The following is a 19015-nucleotide window of genomic DNA, read 5'->3' as shown; positions in this document are numbered from 1 at the left end:
GAAGGGTAGCCTGGAGCAAGCGTTCGCGGGAAAAGCCCCCCTCTCCCCTTGAGGGAGAGGGGATGGGGGTGAGGGGTGCGCCACAAGCACCAAGGGGCGTATGGGTACTCATTTCGCAGGCTCCTTGGTCATCTCCCGCATCGCGGCCTCATAACCCTGCCGATAAGCCTCGGACGAGCCGAGGCGGAACATGTCGTCCTGGGCAGGACGGGCGAGGGTTTTGGCGCCGGGGCTATCGAGACCGATAACCAGGCGGGAGAGGCCGCGGGCGACCGCGACCGGGATGCGGGATGCCTTGCCCTTGACCAGATCGGCCGCGGCGGCGAGTTCGTCGGCGAGAACGGTGACGGTGGCGCTCAGGGGGCGGCCATTGGCATCGACGCCACCGCGTAGATCGTCGACGAGATGGACACCGGCGGCGCCGATGGCCGCGTCGGTTTGGCCGACGCGCCAGGGGCGGCCGAGCGTATCGGTGACGATGACGCCGAGGCGCTTGCCGGTTCTTTCGCGCAGTCCTGCGCAGAGAGTTTTGGCCGAGGCGTCGGGATCGCGCGGCAGGCGCAGGGCCTGGCCAGCGGGAACGTTGGAGGTATCGAGGCCGGCGGCGGCCATGACGAGGCCCTGGCGGGTTTCGACGATCTTGGTGATCCCGCCCGGATGGGCGCGTTCGGCTACGATGCGGACGGTATCCTCTTCAATCGCCAGTTCGCGTGCTTCGAGCGGGACCTGCATGCCTTCGGCCTTGGAGACAATCTTGGAGGTGACGATGAGAATATCGCCGTCGGCCAACGCCGCCTCGGGATCGATTTTTGCCATGGCATCGATCGCCGTCGTGATGAGCGCGACGAGATCGTCGCCCGGCGCAACTTCGGGGATGCCTTCGATGCCCCAGAGTGTCAGCCGCGGTGTCATTTGGCTTTCCTCAGGCGGGGCAGGACTTTTTCGGAGAAGACATCGATCCACTCCTGTTGATTGCGGCCGACATTGTGCAGGTAGATCCGATCGAAACCGAAGGCGGCGAATTTTTCGATATGCTCGAGATGTTCGTCCGGATCAGCGGAAATCACCATGCGACCCTTGAAATCCTCAGGGCGGACGAGCTTGGCCATCTGCTCGAAATCGAAGGGCGAGCGGATATCGGCCTTGGGGAATTTCATGCCGCCATTGGGCCATTCGGTCATGGCGTTGGCCAGCGCCTCTTCATAGGTGGGCGCCCAGCTTAAATGAAGCTGGAGGATCTTGGGCATGGTGTCGGGGTTCTTGCCCGCTTCGCGAGCGCCTTCGGAGAATTTTTCGAACAGCATCTCGATCTTTTCGAGGGGGGCACCGACCGTGATGATTCCGTCGGCCAGCCTGCCGGTTTTTCTGGCGTTGATCGGGCCGGCGGTGGCGACCAGGATTTCCGGCGGGATTTCGGGCATGGTCCAGAGGCGGGTGGCCTCCATCTTGTAGTATTCGCCCTTGTGCTTGGTGTCCTTGCCCCTGGCCGAATTCTCGAAAAGCTTCTTGATGAGTTCGATGGCCTCGAACATGCGGGCCGAGCGCTCGCCGGCGTCAGGCCAGTATTGGGCGAGGAAGCTTTCGTTGAGCGCCTCCCCTGCCCCAACGCCCAGCCAATGGCGATTGGGGTACATGGCGGCGAGGGTGGCCGAGGCCTGGGCAACCATGGCCGGGTGCCAGCGGAAGGTCGGTGTGGTGACGCCGGGGCCCATATCGCCCTTGGTGCGCTCACCGATGGCGGTCAGAACGTTCCAGACGAAGGCGGATTGGCCCTGCTGCGGCACCCAGGGCTGGAAATGGTCGGCGGCCATGGCGCCGTTGAAGCCTTTTTGTTCGGCGTAGGCGGTGAGTTCGACGCAGTCTCGCGGATGGAACTGCTCGAGCATTACCGCATAGCCGATCAAGCCCTCGGGTCCGGATTTGAAGACCGACATTCCGCGAACTCCCCTGTGCGTCCGAGGATTAGTCAATCACAAAGGCGGGGAGAGTGACAGAGGGTGATTTTGACCTTTTGGTAAAATTATTTGGTGGTGCTGGTTCCGTACTATCCCATCGTTATTGTCGGACCTGACCCGACAATCCGCAGCCCTTGCCAGGGGTGCGGTAGGCGTTGGAGAACCCACTTCTGCTGAAGGTGTGGGAGCCTCGCGGGTCTCCGGGTCAAGCCCGAAGACGACGAAGTGGATGGTTGGCTACCTGTGGGGGGAAATCTTGGCGTTGCTAGTCGTGAAACTCCTCCACCTGCCGGATATTGCCGAGCATGAAGGCGTCGGCGACCAGTTGCAGGGGGGAGAGGTCCACCGCGCTTTCGCCGGCAGCGAGCAGGAGGGCGAAATGGGTGTAGATGCCGTCATATTCAGTATCGGGGGCGGCAAGGTGTTCATTGCCGTCGATGGTGAGGGTAGCGCCGCCGGCCGAAAGATGGAGGGTGCCGGAGGTTGTGCGGACCGTGATGTCCCAGGTTTGCGGGCCCTCTTGGCGCCAGTCGAAATCGGCTGTAACAGGATGGCCGGTGGCGGCCAGGAAATCGATACGGGCGGCAATGGGGGTTTGGCGGTTAGAGGGGATATCGAGGGACGCGGCGGTGACGTGCACGGGCGCGGGAAGGATGTGGGTGAGGATGGACAGCGCGTTGATGCCGGGGTCGAAAACGCCCATGCCGCCGGGAGACCATATCCAGTCCTGGCCCGGATGCCAGCGGCGGACGTCCTCGCGCCAGACGATTTCGGCGGCCTCGATCGTCTTGTCGGCCAGCCATTTGCGGGCTGGCTCTACGCCCTGGGCGTAGCGCGAGTGCCAAGTGGCAAAGAGGGTAACGGCGTGACGGCCGGCCAGCGCCCCTAGCGACTGCACTTCCGCGACGGTAGCGCCGGGGGGCTTTTCCAGCAGCACGTGGCGGCCAGCCTCGATAGCCTCCACCGCATATTGCCGGCGCACCTGAGGCGGGGTGCAGAGCGCCACGCAATCGATATCGGGGCGCGCAGCGAGCATTTCTCCCAGCGTTTCATAGCTGTCGATACCGTCGAGGCGCGCATTGCGGCTGACGGTGGCGGCAAGCTCGAAATCGGGGTTCTTTTCGACCGAGGGCACATGCTGGTCGCGGGCGATCTTGCCCAGGCCGACGATAGCGATCTTTCTGACCATCAGTGAGAGTCCTTACCCACTTCGCGGCCGCGGCAGCCCTTCAAAAAGTCGAAATCGGCACCGGTATCGGCACCCTGCACATGCTCATGGAACAGACGGGCATAACCCGAGGCGGGCTTTTCGACGGGCGGGGACCAGGCGAGAAGCCGCTCGGCGATTTCGGCGTCGGGAACATCGAGATGCAGGCGCCGGTTAGGAACGTCGATCTCGATGTAATCGCCGGTTTTGACAATGGCCAAGGGCCCGCCGACGGCGGCTTCGGGGGAGGTGTGGAGGACGACAGTGCCGTAAGCGGTGCCGGACATGCGGGCATCGGAAATGCGCACCATGTCCTTGATGCCCTTGCGCAGCACTTTGGGCGGCAGGCCCATATTGCCCACTTCGGCCATGCCGGGATAGCCGCGCGGACCGCAATTCTTCATGACCATGACACAGGTTTCGTCGATATCGAGGTTCTCGTCGTTGATCCTGGCCTTGTAGTCGTCGATGTCCTCGAAGACCACGGCGCGGCCGCGATGGACCATCAGGTGCTCGCTGGCGGCAGAGGGCTTGAGCACCGCGCCGTTGGGGGCGAGGTTTCCCTTCAAGACCGCGATACCGCCATGGGAGGTGAGAGCCTGGTCGACGGGGCGGATGACCTCCGGATTCCAGTTCTTGACGTGCTCGATCTCGGCGGCGATGGGCTTGCCGGAAACCGTCAGCGCATCGCCATGGAGCTTGCCGCCATCAAGGAGCGATTTCAGCACCACCGGCAGGCCGCCGGCGTAGAAGAACTCCTCCATCAGATATTTGCCCGAGGGCATCAGGTTGACGATGGTGGGGATGTCGCGGCCCAGCCGGTCCCAATCATCGAGAGAAAGATCGACGCCAACGCGGCCGGCGATGGCGAGGAGGTGGATCACCGCATTGGTAGAACCACCGATGGCGCCATTGGTCATTATGGCGTTTTCGAAAGCCTGCTTGGTGAGGATATCGGAAGGCTTCAGATCATCCTTGACCATTTCGACGATGCGCCGGCCAGTCAGTTGCGCCATGACACGGCGGCGGCTGTCCACCGCCGGAATGGCGGCATTGCCCGAGAGCGCCATGCCGAGCGCTTCGGCCATCGAGGCCATGGTGGACGCCGTGCCCATGGTGTTGCACGAGCCGGGGGAGCGGGACATGGCCTGTTCGGCGTCGAGGAAATCGAGTTGGGTCAATTCACCCGACTTGACCATTTCGCTCATCTGCCAGAGGGCGGTGCCCGAGCCGATCGACTGGTTGCGCCAGTGGCCGTTGAGCATGGGACCGCCAGAGACCAGGATCGAGGGCACGTCGGTGCTGGCGGCGCCCATCAAAAGCGCCGGGGTGGTCTTGTCGCAGCCGGCGAGCAGCACGACGCCGTCGCAGGGATTGGCCCGGATGGCTTCCTCGACATCCATGGCGGCGAGATTGCGGTACATCATGGCGGTGGGGCGCAGGGCGCTCTCGCCGGTGGAGAACACCGGAAATTCGAGCGGCAGGCCGCCGGCCTCGTAGATGCCGTGCTTTACCCGCTGTGCGAGGTCGCGCAGATGGGCGTTGCAGGGGGTCATCTCCGACCAGGTGTTGCAGATACCGATCACCGGGCGGCCGTCGAAGAGGTCGGCGGGCAGGCCCTGGTTCTTCATCCAGGAGCGGTGATAGATATGGTCGCGGCTGGCGCCGCCGAACCAATGGGCAGACCGCAACGGGCGCGGCCATTGAGCCTTCTTGAACGTCATCCCTGCGCTACCCCTAGAGTTTGGCAACCGTGACCGGCGCGTCGGCGGGACGTGTCGTATCGATGGTCAGAGGATTTCTGAGCGGCAGGCCGAACGGAGCCGCCTCGATCTCGAAAATGTCGCCCCCCTGCGTGCGGATGTCGTCGGCGAACGACAGGGTCGCGGTTCCGAACATGTGGACGTGGATATCGCCCGGCTTGCGGAAGATCTCGTATTTGAAGTGATGGTGCTCGAGATTGGCCACGGTGTGGCTCATATTGTCCTCGCCCGATACGAACGGCTTTTCCCACAGCACGGCGCCGTTGCGGATGACGCGCGAGGTTCCCTCCACATGGGCAGGAAGATCGCCTACGAGGATTTCCGGCCCGATCGAGGCGGGACGCAGCTTGGAGTGGGCAAGGTAGAGATAGTTCTGCCGCTCGGTGACGTGGTCGGAGAACTCATTGGCCAGGGCAAAGCCGATCCGGTGCGGAACCCCCTCATAGGAGACGATATAGATGCCGGCGATTTCGGGTTCCTCGCCCGCATCGAGGGCAAAGCCGGGGGAGATGATCGGCTTACCCGGCGCGACGAGGGCGTGGCCGTTGCCCTTATAGAACCATTCGGGCTGCACGCCCGTCTTGCCGCCCTGAGGCTTTCCGCCTTCGAGCCCGAGACGGAACATCTTCATGGAATCGGTCAGGTTTTCCTCTGCGCCGGCCTTCTGGTGCATGGCGTTACGCGTTGCGGCCGAGCCCAGATGGGTCAATCCCGTGCCGGTGAGGTGCAGGCGAGAAGGCTCCTCGGGCGCGATAGGCGCAAGCATCCTGCCTTCGGCATAGGCTGCCTCAAGGTCGACAATTTCGCCTAGCCCCTGCTCTTCGATCAGGGCGGCAAGCGGCATGGCCTTGGCCATGGCGCGCTTGGCCAGGGTGAGGATCGAATCGGCGCCGAGGACGATCCTGGCCTCGTTGTCCTGGCGCATCACGACACAGTGGGATCCGCTCGTATCGACGATCTGAGAAAGCAGCACTTGGATACACTCCAGCAAGGTAAGCGGTCGGCCCGAAAATCAGGCGGCCTTGTTCTTGTTGTAAACGTCGAACAGCACCGCAGCGAGCAACACTAAACCCTTGATCATCTGCTGCCAGTCGATGCCGATGCCCATGATGGACATACCGTTGTTCATCACCCCCATGATGAACGCGCCGATCACCGCGCCAACGATGGTGCCCACGCCACCCGCCATGGACGCCCCGCCGATAAAGACTGCGGCGATAACGTCTAGTTCGAAGGTTTCGCCGGCCTTGGGTGTGGCCATGTTGAGGCGGGCGGCAAAGACCAGGCCGGCCAAAGCGGCAAGCATGCCCATATTGGCAAAGACGAGGAAGGTGAGCCGTTCGGAATTGATGCCCGAGAGCTTGGCGGCCTTCTGGTTGCCACCCACCGCGTAGATGCGGCGACCGATTGTGGTGTGCTTGGCGATGAACGAATAGCCGGCGATCAGCACCGCCATGATGATGAAGACATTCGGCAGGCCGCGCGAGGTGGCGAGCAGATAGACCAGCCAGAGCACGGCGCCGGCAATGAGGATGTTGCGGCCGACAAAGAAGGCGAAGGGCTCGTCGGGCACGCCATGCTTTGCCTCCTTGGCGCGAGCGCGGATGGAGAGCCAGACGAGGATGGCGGCGACCGCGACACCGAGCAGCATCGAGAGCAGGTGGAAGCCTTCGATGGCGGCGATATCGGGGATGAAGCCAGAGGCGATCAGGCGGAATTCATCGGGGAACGGGCCCAGCGAGCGGCCCTTGAGGATCACCATCATCAAGCCCTTGAAGACCAGCATGCCGGCCAGGGTGACGATGAAGCTGGGGATTTTCCAATACGCCACCCAATAGCCCTGGATGGCGCCGATGGCGGCGCCGATCAGCAAGCAGATGAGGGCGGCGGGGATGAAGTGGATGTTGAAATCGACCATCAGCACGGCCGAAAGCGCGCCGACGAAGCCCATGACCGAGCCTACGGAAAGGTCGATATGGCCGGCGACGATCACCAGCAGCATGCCGACGGCCATGATGATGATATAGGAATTCTGCAGCACCAGATTGGTGATGTTGACCGGACGCAAGAGAATGCCGCCCGTCGCGATCTGGAAGAACACCATGATGGCGATCAGCGCAAACAGGATGCCGTATTCACGCATATGGGTGCGGATATAGCCCAGTGAGGCGAATTGAGGTTTTTGCGCCTGGGCCGAGGATTGGGTCATGTCACTCATGGAAGCATTCCAGATACGGGGTGGCGGTCACGCGGCTTTGGCGGTTTTCAGGATCATCGACATGATCTTTTCCTGGCTCGCTTCGGCGATGGGCAATTCGCCCACGAAGCGGCCGGCGTTCATGACGTAGATGCGGTCGCAGGTGCCCAGCAATTCGGGCATCTCGGACGAGATCAGGACGATGGCCTTACCCTGGCGCGCCAGATCGTTGATGATCGAATAGATTTCGTATTTGGCGCCGACATCGATGCCGCGCGTGGGCTCGTCGAGGATCAGCACTTCCGGCTCGGCATAGAGCCATTTGGAAAGCACAACCTTCTGCTGGTTGCCGCCCGAAAGATTGACGGTTTTCTGTCCGATCCCCGAGCTCTTGATGGCCATCAGTTTGCGGTAGCGCTCGGCGACCTCGCGCTCTTTGTGGCTATCGACGACGATGCCGTTGGCGATGCCCTTGAGATTGGCGAGGGGGACGTTGTCGCGGATCGCCTGATCGAGGACGAGGCCATAGGTCTTGCGATCTTCGGTGGCGTAGCAGATGCGGTTGGTGATGGCTTTTTCAACGGTCGAGGTATCGACGGGCTTGCCGTGGAGCAGAACTTCCCCGGAAATGTGGTCGCCATAGGATTTGCCGAACAGGCTCATGGCGAGTTCGGTGCGCCCTGCTCCCATGAGCCCGGCGATCCCCACGACCTCGCCGGCGCGGACCGAAAAGCTCACATCGTCGACCACCTTGCGATGGGAGTGGATGGGGTGATGCACCGTCCAGCTTCTGACCTCGAACAGCACTTCGCCGATTTGCGGATCGCGCGGCGGAAATCGGTCGTTGAGGGGGCGACCGACCATATCGCGCACGATATCGGCTTCGGAAATTTCGGCCGTGTGGCAATCGAGGGTGGAAACCGTGTGACCATCGCGCAGCACTGTGATGCGATCGGCGACCTGGGAAATCTCGTTGAGCTTATGGGAAATGAGGATAGAGGAAATTCCCCTGCCCTTGAGTTCCACAAGCAGTGCGAGCAGGGCCTGGCTATCGGTTTCGTTGAGCGATGACGTGGGCTCATCGAGGATCAAGAGCTTGACCTCTTTGGAGAGCGCCTTGGCGATTTCGACCAATTGCTGCTTGCCCAGTCCCAGATGGGTGACACGAGTTCGCGGGGATTCCTTGAGCGAAACGCGCTGCAACAGCTCTTCGGTGCGGCGATAGGTTTCGCCCCAATCGATGACGCCATTGCTGGCGCGCTCATTGCCGAGGAAAATGTTTTCGGCAATCGAGAGTAGCGGGACGAGCGCCAGTTCCTGATGGATGATGACGATGCCGCAGCGCTCGCTCTCGGCGATGGAATGGAAGTGCTTTTCCTCACCCTCGAAGATGATCTGCCCTTCATATTCGCCGGAAGGATAGACGCCCGAGAGCACCTTCATCAGCGTCGATTTGCCGGCGCCGTTCTCGCCCACCAGTGCGTGGATTTCGCCGCGTTCGACCGCCAGATTGACGTTTTCAAGCGCGTTGACGCCCGGAAAGCTCTTGGTGATGCCGCGCATTTCGAGAATGGAGGTCATGGCCTACGCATCTTTTGCATCGGAAACGAAATGGACGCGGCACGAAACAGTGCCGCGTCCGAGGCTTGGAGGAGCCTATTGGGTGATCTGATCTTCGGTGTAGTAGCCCGAACCAATCAGAACCTCTTCCCAGTTCTCGGCGGTAACCAGCACCGGCTCGAGCAGGTAGGAGGGAACGACCTTGACGCCATTGTCATAGGTTTCGGTATCGTTGATTTCCGGCTCGGTGCCGTTGATCAGCGCCTCGACCATGCCGACTGTGACGCGGGCAAGCTCGCGAGTGTCCTTGAAGATGGTCGAATACTGATCGCCGGCGATGATGCCGGCAACCGAAGGCAGTTCGGCGTCCTGACCGGAGATAATCGGCATGGGCAGATCGCCCGAACCGTAGCCGACGCCACGCAGCGAGGAGATGATGCCGATCGAGAGCCCGTCATAGGGCGAGAGGACCGCGTGAACCCGATCGTCGGTGTAGTGGGCCGAAAGAAGATTATCCATGCGGGCCTGGGCGACCGAGCCGTCCCAGCGCAGCGTGCCGACCGTATCCATGCCCATCTGGCCGGATTTGACGACGAGGGTGCCATCGTCGATCAGCGGCTGGAGGACGCTCATGGCGCCGTCGTAGAAGAAATAGGCGTTGTTGTCGTCGGGCGAACCGCCGAACAACTCGATATTGTAGGGCGGCTCCCAGTCGGAGGCTTCGAGCCCGTCAACGAGGCTCTGGGCCTGCTGCACGCCAACGGTGAAATTGTCGAAGGTGGCGTAGTAATCGACATTTTCCGAACCGCGGATCAGGCGGTCATAGGCGATTACGTGGATGCCGTTGGCGGCGGCGTTTTCGAGCGCAGTTGTTAATGTCGTGCCGTCGATGGAAGCGATGACGAGCACATCGACGCCGCGCACGATCATGTTCTCGATCTGGGCGAGCTGGTTGGGAATGTCATCCTCGGCATATTGCAGATCGGTCTGGTAGCCGGCCTGCTGGAACAGCTCGACCATGGAATTGCCGTCGGAAATCCAGCGGGCCGAGGACTGAGTTGGCATGGAAATGCCGACGAACCCGGCCTCCTGCGCCATAGACGGCGCGGCCGACAGCGCAGTGGTCATCACCAGGGCGCCCAGCCCTGCCAAAATCGATTTCATGAATCTCTCCCTGTCAATTCGCCACGACGTGCTCGCATGGCGACCTCCCTTGCCGACGTTGACGCCGGCACTGCACAGTGATTGCATATAGTATGATTATTTGTAAAGGGCGGTTTTGCTGCAGCGCATGTTTTTCACAGGCGTTGTGGCGGGGGTGTTCAAATGACGTTTGCGTTCATGCCGGGCGGCGGCTGGATTCGGGAACAGGTCCTGAAAGGACACGCTCGGGTTGTAGGCTAAGCTGCGCGGACAACCACCGTCATTTCGGAGAGACCAACTTCAACCCTTGGTGGTTCCCAGCGCCGTCGTAGCCCTGTCGACGCCCGATTGGATGGCCTGGCGCATGGCGACGCGGGCCAGTTCGGCATCGCCGGCCACGATGGCCTCGGCAATGTTGCGGTGCAGGCGAACCGCCTTGTCGAAAGCGGCGCCGCCTTCGACGGGCGAGGAAATGGTGAAGGACGCCGTCAGGGCAATCTCGACGACGCTTGAAAGCGAGACCATGAAGGGATTGCCCGAGGCCTGAGCCACCACACGATGGAAGCCCACATCGGCGCGGGCGAAATCCTCGGCGCTCTGACCCTTGCGGGCCATGCGCTCCAGCCATTCGGTGAGCTCTTGCGCCTGCGCCTCGGTGCGGCGCGATGCGGCAAGCGCAGCGGCATCGGGTTCGACGGCCATGCGCACTTCGGCCAGCGAAGCGATGAAATCGACGCTGATGCCAGAATCGAGGTGCCAGAGCAGCACGTCGGAATCGAACATGTTCCAACGGGCGCGCGGCAGAACGCGGGTGCCGACGCGGGCCCTGGCTTCGACCAGTCCCTTGGCCGCGAGGGTCTTGAGCGCCTCACGCAGCACGGTGCGGGACACGCCGAACTGCTCGATCAACTCGGCATCACCGGGGAGAATCTGACCTTCTTGATAAACACCGCCGACAATGGCCGTGCCAAGCGTGTACATGACATGGGCGTGGAAATTGTGCGGCTTGCGGCGAGCCGGCCCTGCCGATGCTCCCGCTCCATCACGATCGTCTATTGTCCTAGTCATGTCCGTCTGCTTTCCTCGGCCGCCCAATCGAGCGGCAAAGATCGAGCATGACAAAGACGGCCAGAGATTGTCAAAATAAAAATATAATAAGATAATTTGTCGCAGGACAGGCGAATCCGCCTACCGCCGTTTCATCTGCCGCCATTTTCAGAAAAGAATCAATCCATGACACTATCGGAACCCACGCGCGCAGCCTTACAAACCAGCATCAGCGCGGCGTGGATCGCGGTAGACTGGGGCACCAGCAATATGCGCGCCTGGGCCATGGGACAGGACGATGCGGTGCTGGCGCGGACGGCGAACGGCAAGGGCATGGGGCAATTGCGTCCCGAGGCGTTCGAAGATGCGCTGATCGAAGCGGTTGGCGATTGGCTGAGCAAAGACCGCCGCATCCCCGTCATCGCCTGCGGCATGGTGGGAGCGCGGCAGGGGTGGATCGAAGCGCCTTATGCACAGGTGCCGACAACACCTATTGCGGCGACGATGACGCGGGCACCGGCGAATGATCCGCGGATCGAGGTGGTGATCGTTCCCGGCGTATGCCAGCGCCGGCCGGCGGACGTGATGCGCGGAGAGGAAACCCAGATAGCCGGCTATGTGGCGCTCAAGGGTGATCGCGGCATTATCTGCATGCCGGGGACGCACAGCAAATGGGCGGAGGTGGAAGGCGGCGAGATCAAGCGGTTTCGAGGCGCGATGACCGGGGAGATCTTTGCGTTGCTGGCCGAGCAGTCGGTGCTGCGGCACAGCGTGGCGGGGGATGAATGGGATGATGGGGAGTTCGCATCTGGCGTTGAAACGGCGCTTGAGGACCCCGCGATCCTCACGCAATTGTTCTCGATCCGGGCGCGCAGCCTATTGGAAGGCACCGGGGCGGGGGCATCGCGGGCGCGTCTTTCGGGGCTGTTGATCGGTTCGGAACTGGCCGGGACCGCCGATTTCTGGCGGCAGGCCAAAGTGTCGCTGATCGGCGCGCCCAAGCTTGCCGCGCTCTATAGTCAAGGCCTGGCGGTTGCAGGGGGAGTGGCGGAAATGCTCGATGGCGAAGACATGACATTGGCCGGGTTGTGCGCAGCGCGGCGGGCCTTGGGGGAGACAGAAAAATGAAACGCAAGTTGATTGCCATTTTGCGCGGGATCACGCCAGACGAGGCGCTGGCGGTGACCGAAGCGTTGATCGCAGAGGGGATCACCGCGATCGAAGTGCCCCTCAACTCACCACAGCCGCTCGAGAGCATCGCGGCGATGACGGATGCGTTCGGGAAAGGGGCGTTGATCGGGGCCGGAACGGTGCTGACGCCAGACGACGTGCGCGCCGTGGCCGATGCGGGCGGGAAGCTGATCGTTTCGCCCAATTGCGATCCGCAGGTGATCGAAGCGAGCAAGGCTGCGGGGCTCATGTCCTTCCCCGGCGTCTTTACGGCGACCGAATGCTTTGCTGCCCTCAAGGCGGGAGCGGATGGGCTGAAGATTTTCCCGGCATCGGTGATGGGCCCGGGCGGGATCGCGGCGCTCAGGGCGGTGCTGCCGGCCAGCGCCCCGGTTTATGCGGTGGGCGGCGCGGGGCCGGACAATTTTGCAGCGTGGAAAGATGCGGGAGCCGACGGGTTCGGGATTGGAACCGCGCTCTACAAACCCGGATTTACGGCAAGCGAGGTGGGCGAACGCTGCCGCCGCATCGTTGCCGCTTATGACGAGGTGATGTGAATGGACGCGAAAGTCTTCGACGCCCGCCCCTGCTTTCTAGGCGAAGGGCCGCTTTGGCACCCCGAGCGCGAGCAATTGTTCTGGTTCGATATAATCAACCGCAAGCTGCTGACACGGCAAGCAGGGAGCGAGCGGGAATGGACGTTCAGCGAAATCGTCTCGGCTGCCGGGTGGATCGACCGCGACCACCTGCTGGTGGCCAGCGAGAGCGCGCTGCTCAAATTCGATATCGAAACCGGTGAGCATGAGGGCGTTGCGGCACTGGACATCGGAGAGGGGCGGCGCACCAATGACGGGCGGGCCGATCCCTGGGGCGGGTTCTGGATTTCGTCCATGGGCAAGAAGGCCGAAACCGACGCCGGGGCGATCTACCGCTTCTATCGCGGCAAGGTCGCAAAGCTCTTTTCGGGGATCACCATTCCCAATGCCATCTGCTTTTCGCCCGACCGCAGCCATGGGTATTTTGCCGATACCGACCGAGGCATCGTCAAACGGGTGCGGCTGGACGCGGAGACCGGCGCACCGGTCGGAGAGCCCGAGGTTTTTCTCGACCTCGCGCGAGAAGGGCTCAACCCGGATGGGGCGGTGATCGACGCCGATGGGAATATGTGGTGTGCCCAATGGGGCGCGGGGCGCGTGGCGGTTTACGATCCGCGCGGCGCCTTCCTCAAGGCAGTCGAGATCGGAGCGCCCCATTCGTCCTGTCCGGCCTTTGGTGGACCCGATTTTTCGACGCTCTATTGCACGACGGCGCGCGAGGGCATGGATGAGGACGCTCTTGCCGCCCATCCGCAATCGGGAATGGTGTTCGTCCTCGAGGACGCGGGGCGAGGCAAGGCAGAACCGGCGGTTTTGATCTAATCGGGATAGAGCGGTACGGCGGTGTGGTTGCCGCCCTGATGGGTCGCCAGCGGATGGTCGGCGGCCGGCCATTTGCCGGCGGCGCGGACGCGTTGTTCATAGGCGTCAGCACTGTCCTTGGGCTGCCAGCCGAGATAGCGCACCGTTTCATTGGACCACCAGGCCCGCGAATTGGCCGAAATACCCCAGATGATGGGGCAGCCGAGCCAGGGCACATCGAAGACGCGCTCGACAAGGCGCCCGAAATCATCATAGCTCAACCAAGTCGACAGCATGCGGTAGTCCGTTGGTTCGGGAAAGCACGAGCCGATGCGGACGATAGCGCTCTCCTGGCCGAACTTGTCGTAATAGAATCGCGCCAGCGCCTCGCCAAAGCATTTGGAAACGCCATAAAGGCTATCCGGGCGCGGGGCGGAATTGGTATCGACATGCTCGTCCTGGCGGTAAAAGCCCACGACGTGGTTGGAACTCGCATAGAAGATGCGGGGGCGGCCATGGAGCCGGGCGGCCTCGTAGATGTTGCGCACGCCGACGATATTGGCCGAAAGAATGGATGAAAAATTCTGCTCGGCGGCGATGCCGCCCAGGTGCAGGATACCGTCGCAACCATCGACAAGGTCGCGGACGGCATTGAAATCAGCCAGGTCGCAGTGAACCAATTCCTCGTTGCTATCGGCCCGCCCCAGATCGGCGATGTCGGCCAGACGCAGGATCGAAGCGAGGTGGATGAACCGCTTGCGCGCGATTTTGCCCAGCCCTCCAGCGGCGCCAGTGATCAGCAGCCGTCTCACGGCATATTCCTCCTTTTTCGGCACCACGCACAACCGGTAGCGCCTGTTGTCTCCCGCTTCGATCCTACCACACTTTGATTTCGAGGCACTGCTGGACAGGGCTGGGCCGCGCTGGCAGGTTGCAGCCTCAAAAAAATCGGAGGAGCAGCATGACGGTTTTGGCGGCCCGAAACGGGGGACGGATTCTCATCGATCAATTGCAGATCCACGGGGTGGAAACCGTGTTCTGCGTGCCTGGAGAATCCTATCTGGCGGCCCTGGATGCGCTCTACGATTCCCCCATTGCCGTGACGGTCTGCCGGCAGGAGGGCGGCGCGGCGATGATGGCCGATGCGGTGGGCAAGCTCACCGGCAAGCCGGGTGTGTGCTTTGTAACCCGCGGGCCGGGGGCGACCAATGCCGCGCCGGCAATCCATATCGCTCGCCAGGATTCCACGCCCCTGGTGCTGTTTGTGGGACAGGTCGCGCGGGGCATGCGCGAGCGCGAAGCGTTTCAGGAGCTCGACTATCGCGCCGTGTTCGGCTCCATCGCCAAATGGGTGGTGGAGATCGAAGATCCGGCGCGTATTCCTGAACTGGTGGCGCGCGCCTTCAGCGTGGCCGCGAGCGGGCGGCCGGGGCCGGTTGTGGTGGCACTGCCCGAGGACATGCTGACCGAAACGGTCAAGGTGGCGGACGCCCTGCCCTATCGGGTGGCCGAGGCAGGGCCGCGGGAAGAGGACATCGTGGCAGTCGTTGCCGCGCTCGAAGCGGCGGAGCGTCCGCTGGCGATTTTGGGCGGCACGCGCTGGGATGCCGAAGCGGTGGGGCAGTTCGAGGCGATTGCCGCCAAACAGGGGTTGCCGGTGGCGGTTTCATTCCGGCGGCAGATGCTGTTCGATGCCAACCACCCAAATTTCATCGGCGATCTCGGGCTTGGAGCCAATCCAGCGCTGATCGCCTATGCGAAATCGGCCGATTTGGTGCTTCTTCTGGGGGGACGGCTCTCGGAGATCGCGAGCCAGAGCTATACGCTGTTCGATATTCCCGAGCCTGGAACCAAGTTTGTCCACGTCCATCCAGACCCGGAGGAAATCGGCAGTGTCTATCGCGCCGAGATCGGGATTGCGGCGTCACCGAAGAGCTTTGTCGCCGCGCTGGCCGAGCGGGTGGATCGCGGGGTGGACCGCGCCGGAACCATAGGGCCCCTGCGAGAAAGCTTTGAGGCCTGGACGACGCCAAAGCCGCGGCAGAGCAACGGCGTCGACATGGGACAGGTCATGACCTTCCTGCGCGACACGCTGCCGCCCGAAACCGTGATGACCAATGGCGCCGGCAACTACGCAACGTGGCTGCACCGGTTCTATCGTTTCACCCGCTATGGCACGCAAGCTGCCCCCACTTCGGGGTCGATGGGCTATTGTGTGCCGGCGGCAGTCGGCGCGGCGCGAATCGATCCCAAGCGTCCTGTGGTGGCCTTTGCGGGAGACGGATGTTTCCTTATGAACGGGCAGGAATTTGCGACCGCGGTGCAGTACGAGCTGCCGATCATCGTGATCGTTATCGACAACTCCATGTATGGCACGATCCGCATGCATCAGGAGCGGCACTACCCTGCCCGCGTGGTAGGAACCGAGCTCAGGAACCCCGACTTTGCCGCATATGCCGTAGCGTTTGGCGGGCATGGGGAGCGGGTGGAGCGGACCGAGGACTTCGCCGACGCGTTCGAGCGGGCACGGGCATCGGGCAAGCCGGCGATTTTACATGTGATCGTCGATCCCGAGGCACTGACGATCGACAATACGCTCAGCGCCATACGGGAGAAGGCGCTGGCGGGGCAAAAATAAAGGGGCGCCCAGGCGCCCCTTTTTTAAGGAATGTTGCCGGCTTATTCGGCCGAAGCGGCAGCCATGTGTTCCTGCGCCGAGGCGTAGAGGGCCTGCCCGTCAATACCGATGGCTTCCATATCGGCAAACCACTGGTCGATGGTGGCCTGAGCCGCTTCCTTCCAGCGGGCGGTTTCGGTTTCGTCGAGGGTGACGATGTTGTTGCCCGCCTCCTCGGCGATCTGGAGGCCCACAAGATCGCCCTCATCCATGACGCGGCCGAACATGCGGGAGGTTTCGAGACCGGAATTGGCGTCGATTACGGCCTTGAGGTCCTCAGGCAGGCTCTCATAGGTGCCGCGGTTCATCACGAACCCGAAGGTCTGGCTATAAAGACCCTGTTCTCCGGAAAAACCGATATGGTTAGTGACCAGTTCGGCGATGCGCAGCGAAGGCGTCACTTCCCAGGGGGAGGTGGTGGCATCGATGACGCCGCGCGAGAGGGCCTCGGCGGTTTCGGGAACAGGCATGCCGACCGGTTCGGCGCCGAGCTGAGCGAGCATGTTGGAGATGATGCGCGAGCCGCCGCGCACCTTCATGCCCTGCAGGTCCTCGAGCGCGGTGATGGGATTGCGCGAATGGAACAGGCCGGGACCATGAGTGTGAAGCGCGATGACATGGACGCTGGCGAACTCGTCGGCGGAATTTTCCATGACGTAGTTGTAGAAGGCGGCCGAGGAATCCTCGCCATTGGTGATGAGGAAGGGCAGTTCGAACACTTCCGATTTGGGGAAGCGGCCCGGCGTATAACCGAGCACCGTCCAGACGATATCGACGACGCCGTCCTGGGCCTGGGCAAACAGGCTGTCGGGGGCGCCGCCCAATTGCATGGCGGGGTAGAGCTCGACGGCAATGCGGCCATCGGATTCAGCTTCGACCTTTTCCGCCCACGGCGTGATGGCGCTGGCCGGAATTGTAGCCTGGGCCGGCAGGAACTGGTGCAACCGGAGGGTGACCTCCTGGGCAACACCCGCCCCGGCAACCGAGAGCGCGGCGACCGCGCCCAGCAGGATGGATTTCAGTTTCATTTCTCTCTCCCTATGAGGTGACGCGGCAACGCGTCGGATACTGCTGAGCTTCAGCCGAACAACCACACGGCAACAAGCGTGATCGGCGGGAAGACCACCAGAATTATGGTGCGAAGGATATCGCTGGCGACGAAGGGCAGAACGCCCCGATAGGTTTCGGACATGCGCACATCGCGCGCCATCGAGTTGATGATAAAAAGGTTCATGCCCACCGGTGGCGTGATCAGCCCCACCTCGACGACAATCAGGACCAGAATGCCGAACCAGACGGCGAAATCATCGGGCGCGAGGCCGAAATCGAGCGCCATCATCATCGGATAGACTATGGGGACGGTCAAAAGGATCATCGACAGCGAATCCATGACACATCCCAGCACGAGGTAGAACAGCAGCACGATGGCCAGCACCAGCCAAGGGTTGAATCCCTGGCCGGACACCCAGGAGGCGGTGGCCTGGGGGAGTTGGGAAAGCGCGAGGAAGCCGTTGAGCGCAGCGGCGCCCAGAACGATGAAGAAGATCATCGCCGTTGAAGACGCGGTCGACAGGATGACTTCGGAAAGACCCTTGCGGGTGATCGAGCGGGTAGCCAGCGCAATGAGTCCGGTTCCCGCAGCGCCAATGGCCGCAGCTTCGGTGGGGGTGAAGATGCCGGTATAGATACCGCCGATCACGGCGACGAAAACGGCAATCACCGGCCAGATGCCGGCGAGTTGGATAAAGCGGTCGCGATACGGCACGCGCGCAAGCTGGCCGCCCGAGCCGGGAGCCATGCGCACGTAAATGGCGATGACGAGCAGATAACCGATGGCCGCGAGGATACCGGGAACAAAAGCGGCCAGGAACAGGCTGGCGATGTTCTGCTCAGTTTGAACGGCAAAGATCACAAGGATGACGGACGGCGGAATGAGGATGCCCAACGTACCGCCGGCCGCGATGGCGCCCGTGGAGAGCCCGCCCGAATAGCCGTGCTTGCGCAACTCGGGCAGAGCGACCTGCCCCATGGTGGCGGCGGTGGCGAGCGAGGACCCGCAGATGGCGCCAAAGCCGGCGCTGGCCCCTACGGCGGCCATCGCCACGCCACCTTTGCGATGCCCCAGCCAGGACCCCGCCGCTTCGAACAAACGCGATGACATGCCCGAAATCCCCGCAAAGGCGCCCATCAGCAGGAACAGCGGCACGACCGAGAGCGAGGAGGACGCGAAAGTGGAATAGGTGAGATTCTTGAACTGGGCCAGAATGGGGTTGAAGCTGCCGGTGATCAGGAACGAGCCGATAACCCCCACGCCGAGCATGGCGATGCCGATGGGTACACGCAGAAAGATCAACCCCAGCATCAAGGGGAAGGAAATGAGCCCTAAAAGGACGTTGCTCATATTTCGCCTCCCACATGCTTGGGTTCGACACGACCGGTGAGCGCATTGGTGGTGGAACGGCCCAGAACGTAGATGGCGACGAGGACGAACAGCGCGGCACCGGCAAAGCCAAGCGCATAGGGCCAGCCCAGCGGAATGCGCAGCAGGAGAGTGGTTTCGCCATAGGCGAATTTGTCGAGTACGCCGAACCACAGCCGCCAGGCGATGAAGGCGGCGGCGACCAGCATCATCAGATCGGTGATGACCAATATCCAGGAATTGATCCTCTGCCCGAACCGGTCGGTAAAGAGCGTGACGACCGCGTGGCCGCGTTCGAGATGCGCCCAGGGCAGGAAGGCGAAAACCGCAAGGGCGACGCCGTTGGACGCCAATTCATAATCGCCCCAGATGGGGCGCAAGCCGGCCCAGATCAGGGCACGGCCGATGATGCTGATGGTGACCATGGCCACCACGGCAATGAGCACAGCGCCCCCGAGCCAAGCCATGAGCTTGGCCAAA

At 62.4% G+C, this 19015-nt stretch carries 17 protein-coding genes; 4 read left to right on the top strand and 13 right to left on the bottom strand.

Annotation, left to right across the window (positions count from 1 at the left end):
- Window positions 1-108: 108 nt before the first annotated feature.
- The 9 genes from cofE to NO932_RS02775 form a co-directional block, all read right to left on the bottom strand.
- Complete coding sequence (gene cofE / locus NO932_RS02815; RefSeq protein ID WP_309209511.1) at window positions 109-912, bottom strand: coenzyme F420-0:L-glutamate ligase; 804 nt, start codon at window positions 910-912, stop codon at window positions 109-111.
- A complete protein-coding gene (locus tag NO932_RS02810; protein WP_309209509.1) occupies window positions 909-1934 on the bottom strand; it encodes a TIGR03557 family F420-dependent LLM class oxidoreductase in 1026 nt (341 codons plus the stop codon). Before NO932_RS02810 ends, cofE begins: the two co-directional genes overlap by 4 nt.
- A gap of 286 nt (window positions 1935-2220) precedes the next feature.
- Window positions 2221-3144: a Gfo/Idh/MocA family oxidoreductase gene (locus NO932_RS02805; RefSeq protein ID WP_309209508.1), complete on the bottom strand. Its 924-nt coding sequence runs from the start codon at window positions 3142-3144 to the stop codon at window positions 2221-2223.
- Entirely contained in the window at window positions 3144-4886 is a 1743-nt protein-coding gene (gene araD, locus NO932_RS02800; protein WP_309209507.1) for an L-arabinonate dehydratase, read from the bottom strand. Before araD ends, NO932_RS02805 begins: the two co-directional genes overlap by 1 nt.
- Before the next feature lie 13 nt (window positions 4887-4899).
- Window positions 4900-5898 (bottom strand): AraD1 family protein, encoded by a 999-nt coding sequence (gene araD1 / locus NO932_RS02795; RefSeq protein ID WP_309209506.1) that lies wholly within the window; start codon window positions 5896-5898, stop codon window positions 4900-4902.
- Between the two features lie 39 nt (window positions 5899-5937).
- Entirely contained in the window at window positions 5938-7134 is a 1197-nt protein-coding gene (gene mmsB, locus NO932_RS02790; RefSeq protein WP_375142870.1) for a multiple monosaccharide ABC transporter permease, read from the bottom strand.
- A 36-nt stretch (window positions 7135-7170) separates the two neighbouring features.
- A complete protein-coding gene (gene mmsA, locus NO932_RS02785; protein WP_309209502.1) occupies window positions 7171-8703 on the bottom strand; it encodes a multiple monosaccharide ABC transporter ATP-binding protein in 1533 nt (510 codons plus the stop codon).
- A gap of 75 nt (window positions 8704-8778) precedes the next feature.
- On the bottom strand, window positions 8779-9846 hold the full coding sequence (chvE, locus tag NO932_RS02780) for a multiple monosaccharide ABC transporter substrate-binding protein (protein ID WP_309209501.1): 1068 nt from the start codon (window positions 9844-9846) through the stop codon (window positions 8779-8781).
- A 279-nt stretch (window positions 9847-10125) separates the two neighbouring features.
- On the bottom strand, window positions 10126-10893 hold the full coding sequence (locus NO932_RS02775; RefSeq protein ID WP_309162760.1) for a FadR/GntR family transcriptional regulator: 768 nt from the start codon (window positions 10891-10893) through the stop codon (window positions 10126-10128).
- A gap of 165 nt (window positions 10894-11058) precedes the next feature.
- On the opposite strand from NO932_RS02775, the gene NO932_RS02770 reads away from it, so the two are divergent.
- Genes NO932_RS02770 through NO932_RS02760 form a run of 3 tightly spaced genes read left to right on the top strand, consistent with a single transcriptional unit; the run spans window position 11059 to window position 13460 of the window.
- The gene (locus NO932_RS02770; RefSeq protein ID WP_309209500.1) at window positions 11059-12000 is read left to right on the top strand and encodes a 2-dehydro-3-deoxygalactonokinase; all 942 of its coding nucleotides are present in this window, start codon (window positions 11059-11061) and stop codon (window positions 11998-12000) included.
- The gene (locus NO932_RS02765; RefSeq protein WP_309209499.1) at window positions 11997-12599 is read left to right on the top strand and encodes a 2-dehydro-3-deoxy-6-phosphogalactonate aldolase; all 603 of its coding nucleotides are present in this window, start codon (window positions 11997-11999) and stop codon (window positions 12597-12599) included. Before NO932_RS02770 ends, NO932_RS02765 begins: the two co-directional genes overlap by 4 nt.
- Entirely contained in the window at window positions 12600-13460 is an 861-nt protein-coding gene (locus NO932_RS02760; protein ID WP_309209498.1) for an SMP-30/gluconolactonase/LRE family protein, read from the top strand. It begins immediately after the preceding gene.
- On the opposite strand, the gene NO932_RS02755 is transcribed toward NO932_RS02760, so the two are convergent.
- Window positions 13457-14251 carry an NAD(P)-dependent oxidoreductase gene (locus NO932_RS02755; protein WP_309162764.1) on the bottom strand — a complete coding sequence of 265 codons (795 nt, stop codon included), beginning with the start codon at window positions 14249-14251 and terminating at the stop codon, window positions 13457-13459. The genes NO932_RS02760 and NO932_RS02755 overlap by 4 nt on opposite strands.
- Window positions 14252-14400: 149 nt before the next feature.
- On the opposite strand from NO932_RS02755, the gene NO932_RS02750 reads away from it, so the two are divergent.
- Window positions 14401-16077, top strand: a complete 1677-nt coding sequence (locus NO932_RS02750; protein WP_309162765.1) for a thiamine pyrophosphate-binding protein — start codon at window positions 14401-14403, stop codon at window positions 16075-16077.
- A 41-nt stretch (window positions 16078-16118) separates the two neighbouring features.
- Here NO932_RS02750 and NO932_RS02745 read toward each other — a convergent pair whose 3' ends face one another.
- The 3 genes from NO932_RS02745 to NO932_RS02735 are packed head-to-tail and all read right to left on the bottom strand — an operon-like array spanning window position 16119 to window position 19002.
- A complete protein-coding gene (locus NO932_RS02745; protein ID WP_309209497.1) occupies window positions 16119-17144 on the bottom strand; it encodes a TRAP transporter substrate-binding protein in 1026 nt (341 codons plus the stop codon).
- 50 nt (window positions 17145-17194) lie between these two features.
- Window positions 17195-18517, bottom strand: a complete 1323-nt coding sequence (locus NO932_RS02740; protein WP_309209496.1) for a TRAP transporter large permease — start codon at window positions 18515-18517, stop codon at window positions 17195-17197.
- Window positions 18514-19002, bottom strand: a complete 489-nt coding sequence (locus tag NO932_RS02735; protein WP_309209495.1) for a TRAP transporter small permease — start codon at window positions 19000-19002, stop codon at window positions 18514-18516. Before NO932_RS02735 ends, NO932_RS02740 begins: the two co-directional genes overlap by 4 nt.
- Window positions 19003-19015: the final 13 nt, after the last annotated feature.

This window comes from Pelagibacterium sp. 26DY04 (assembly GCF_031202305.1).
GTDB lineage: Bacteria > Pseudomonadota > Alphaproteobacteria > Rhizobiales > Devosiaceae > Pelagibacterium.
Note: the sequence above shows the minus strand (reverse complement) of the source record. Positions and strands in the feature narration are given on the sequence as shown.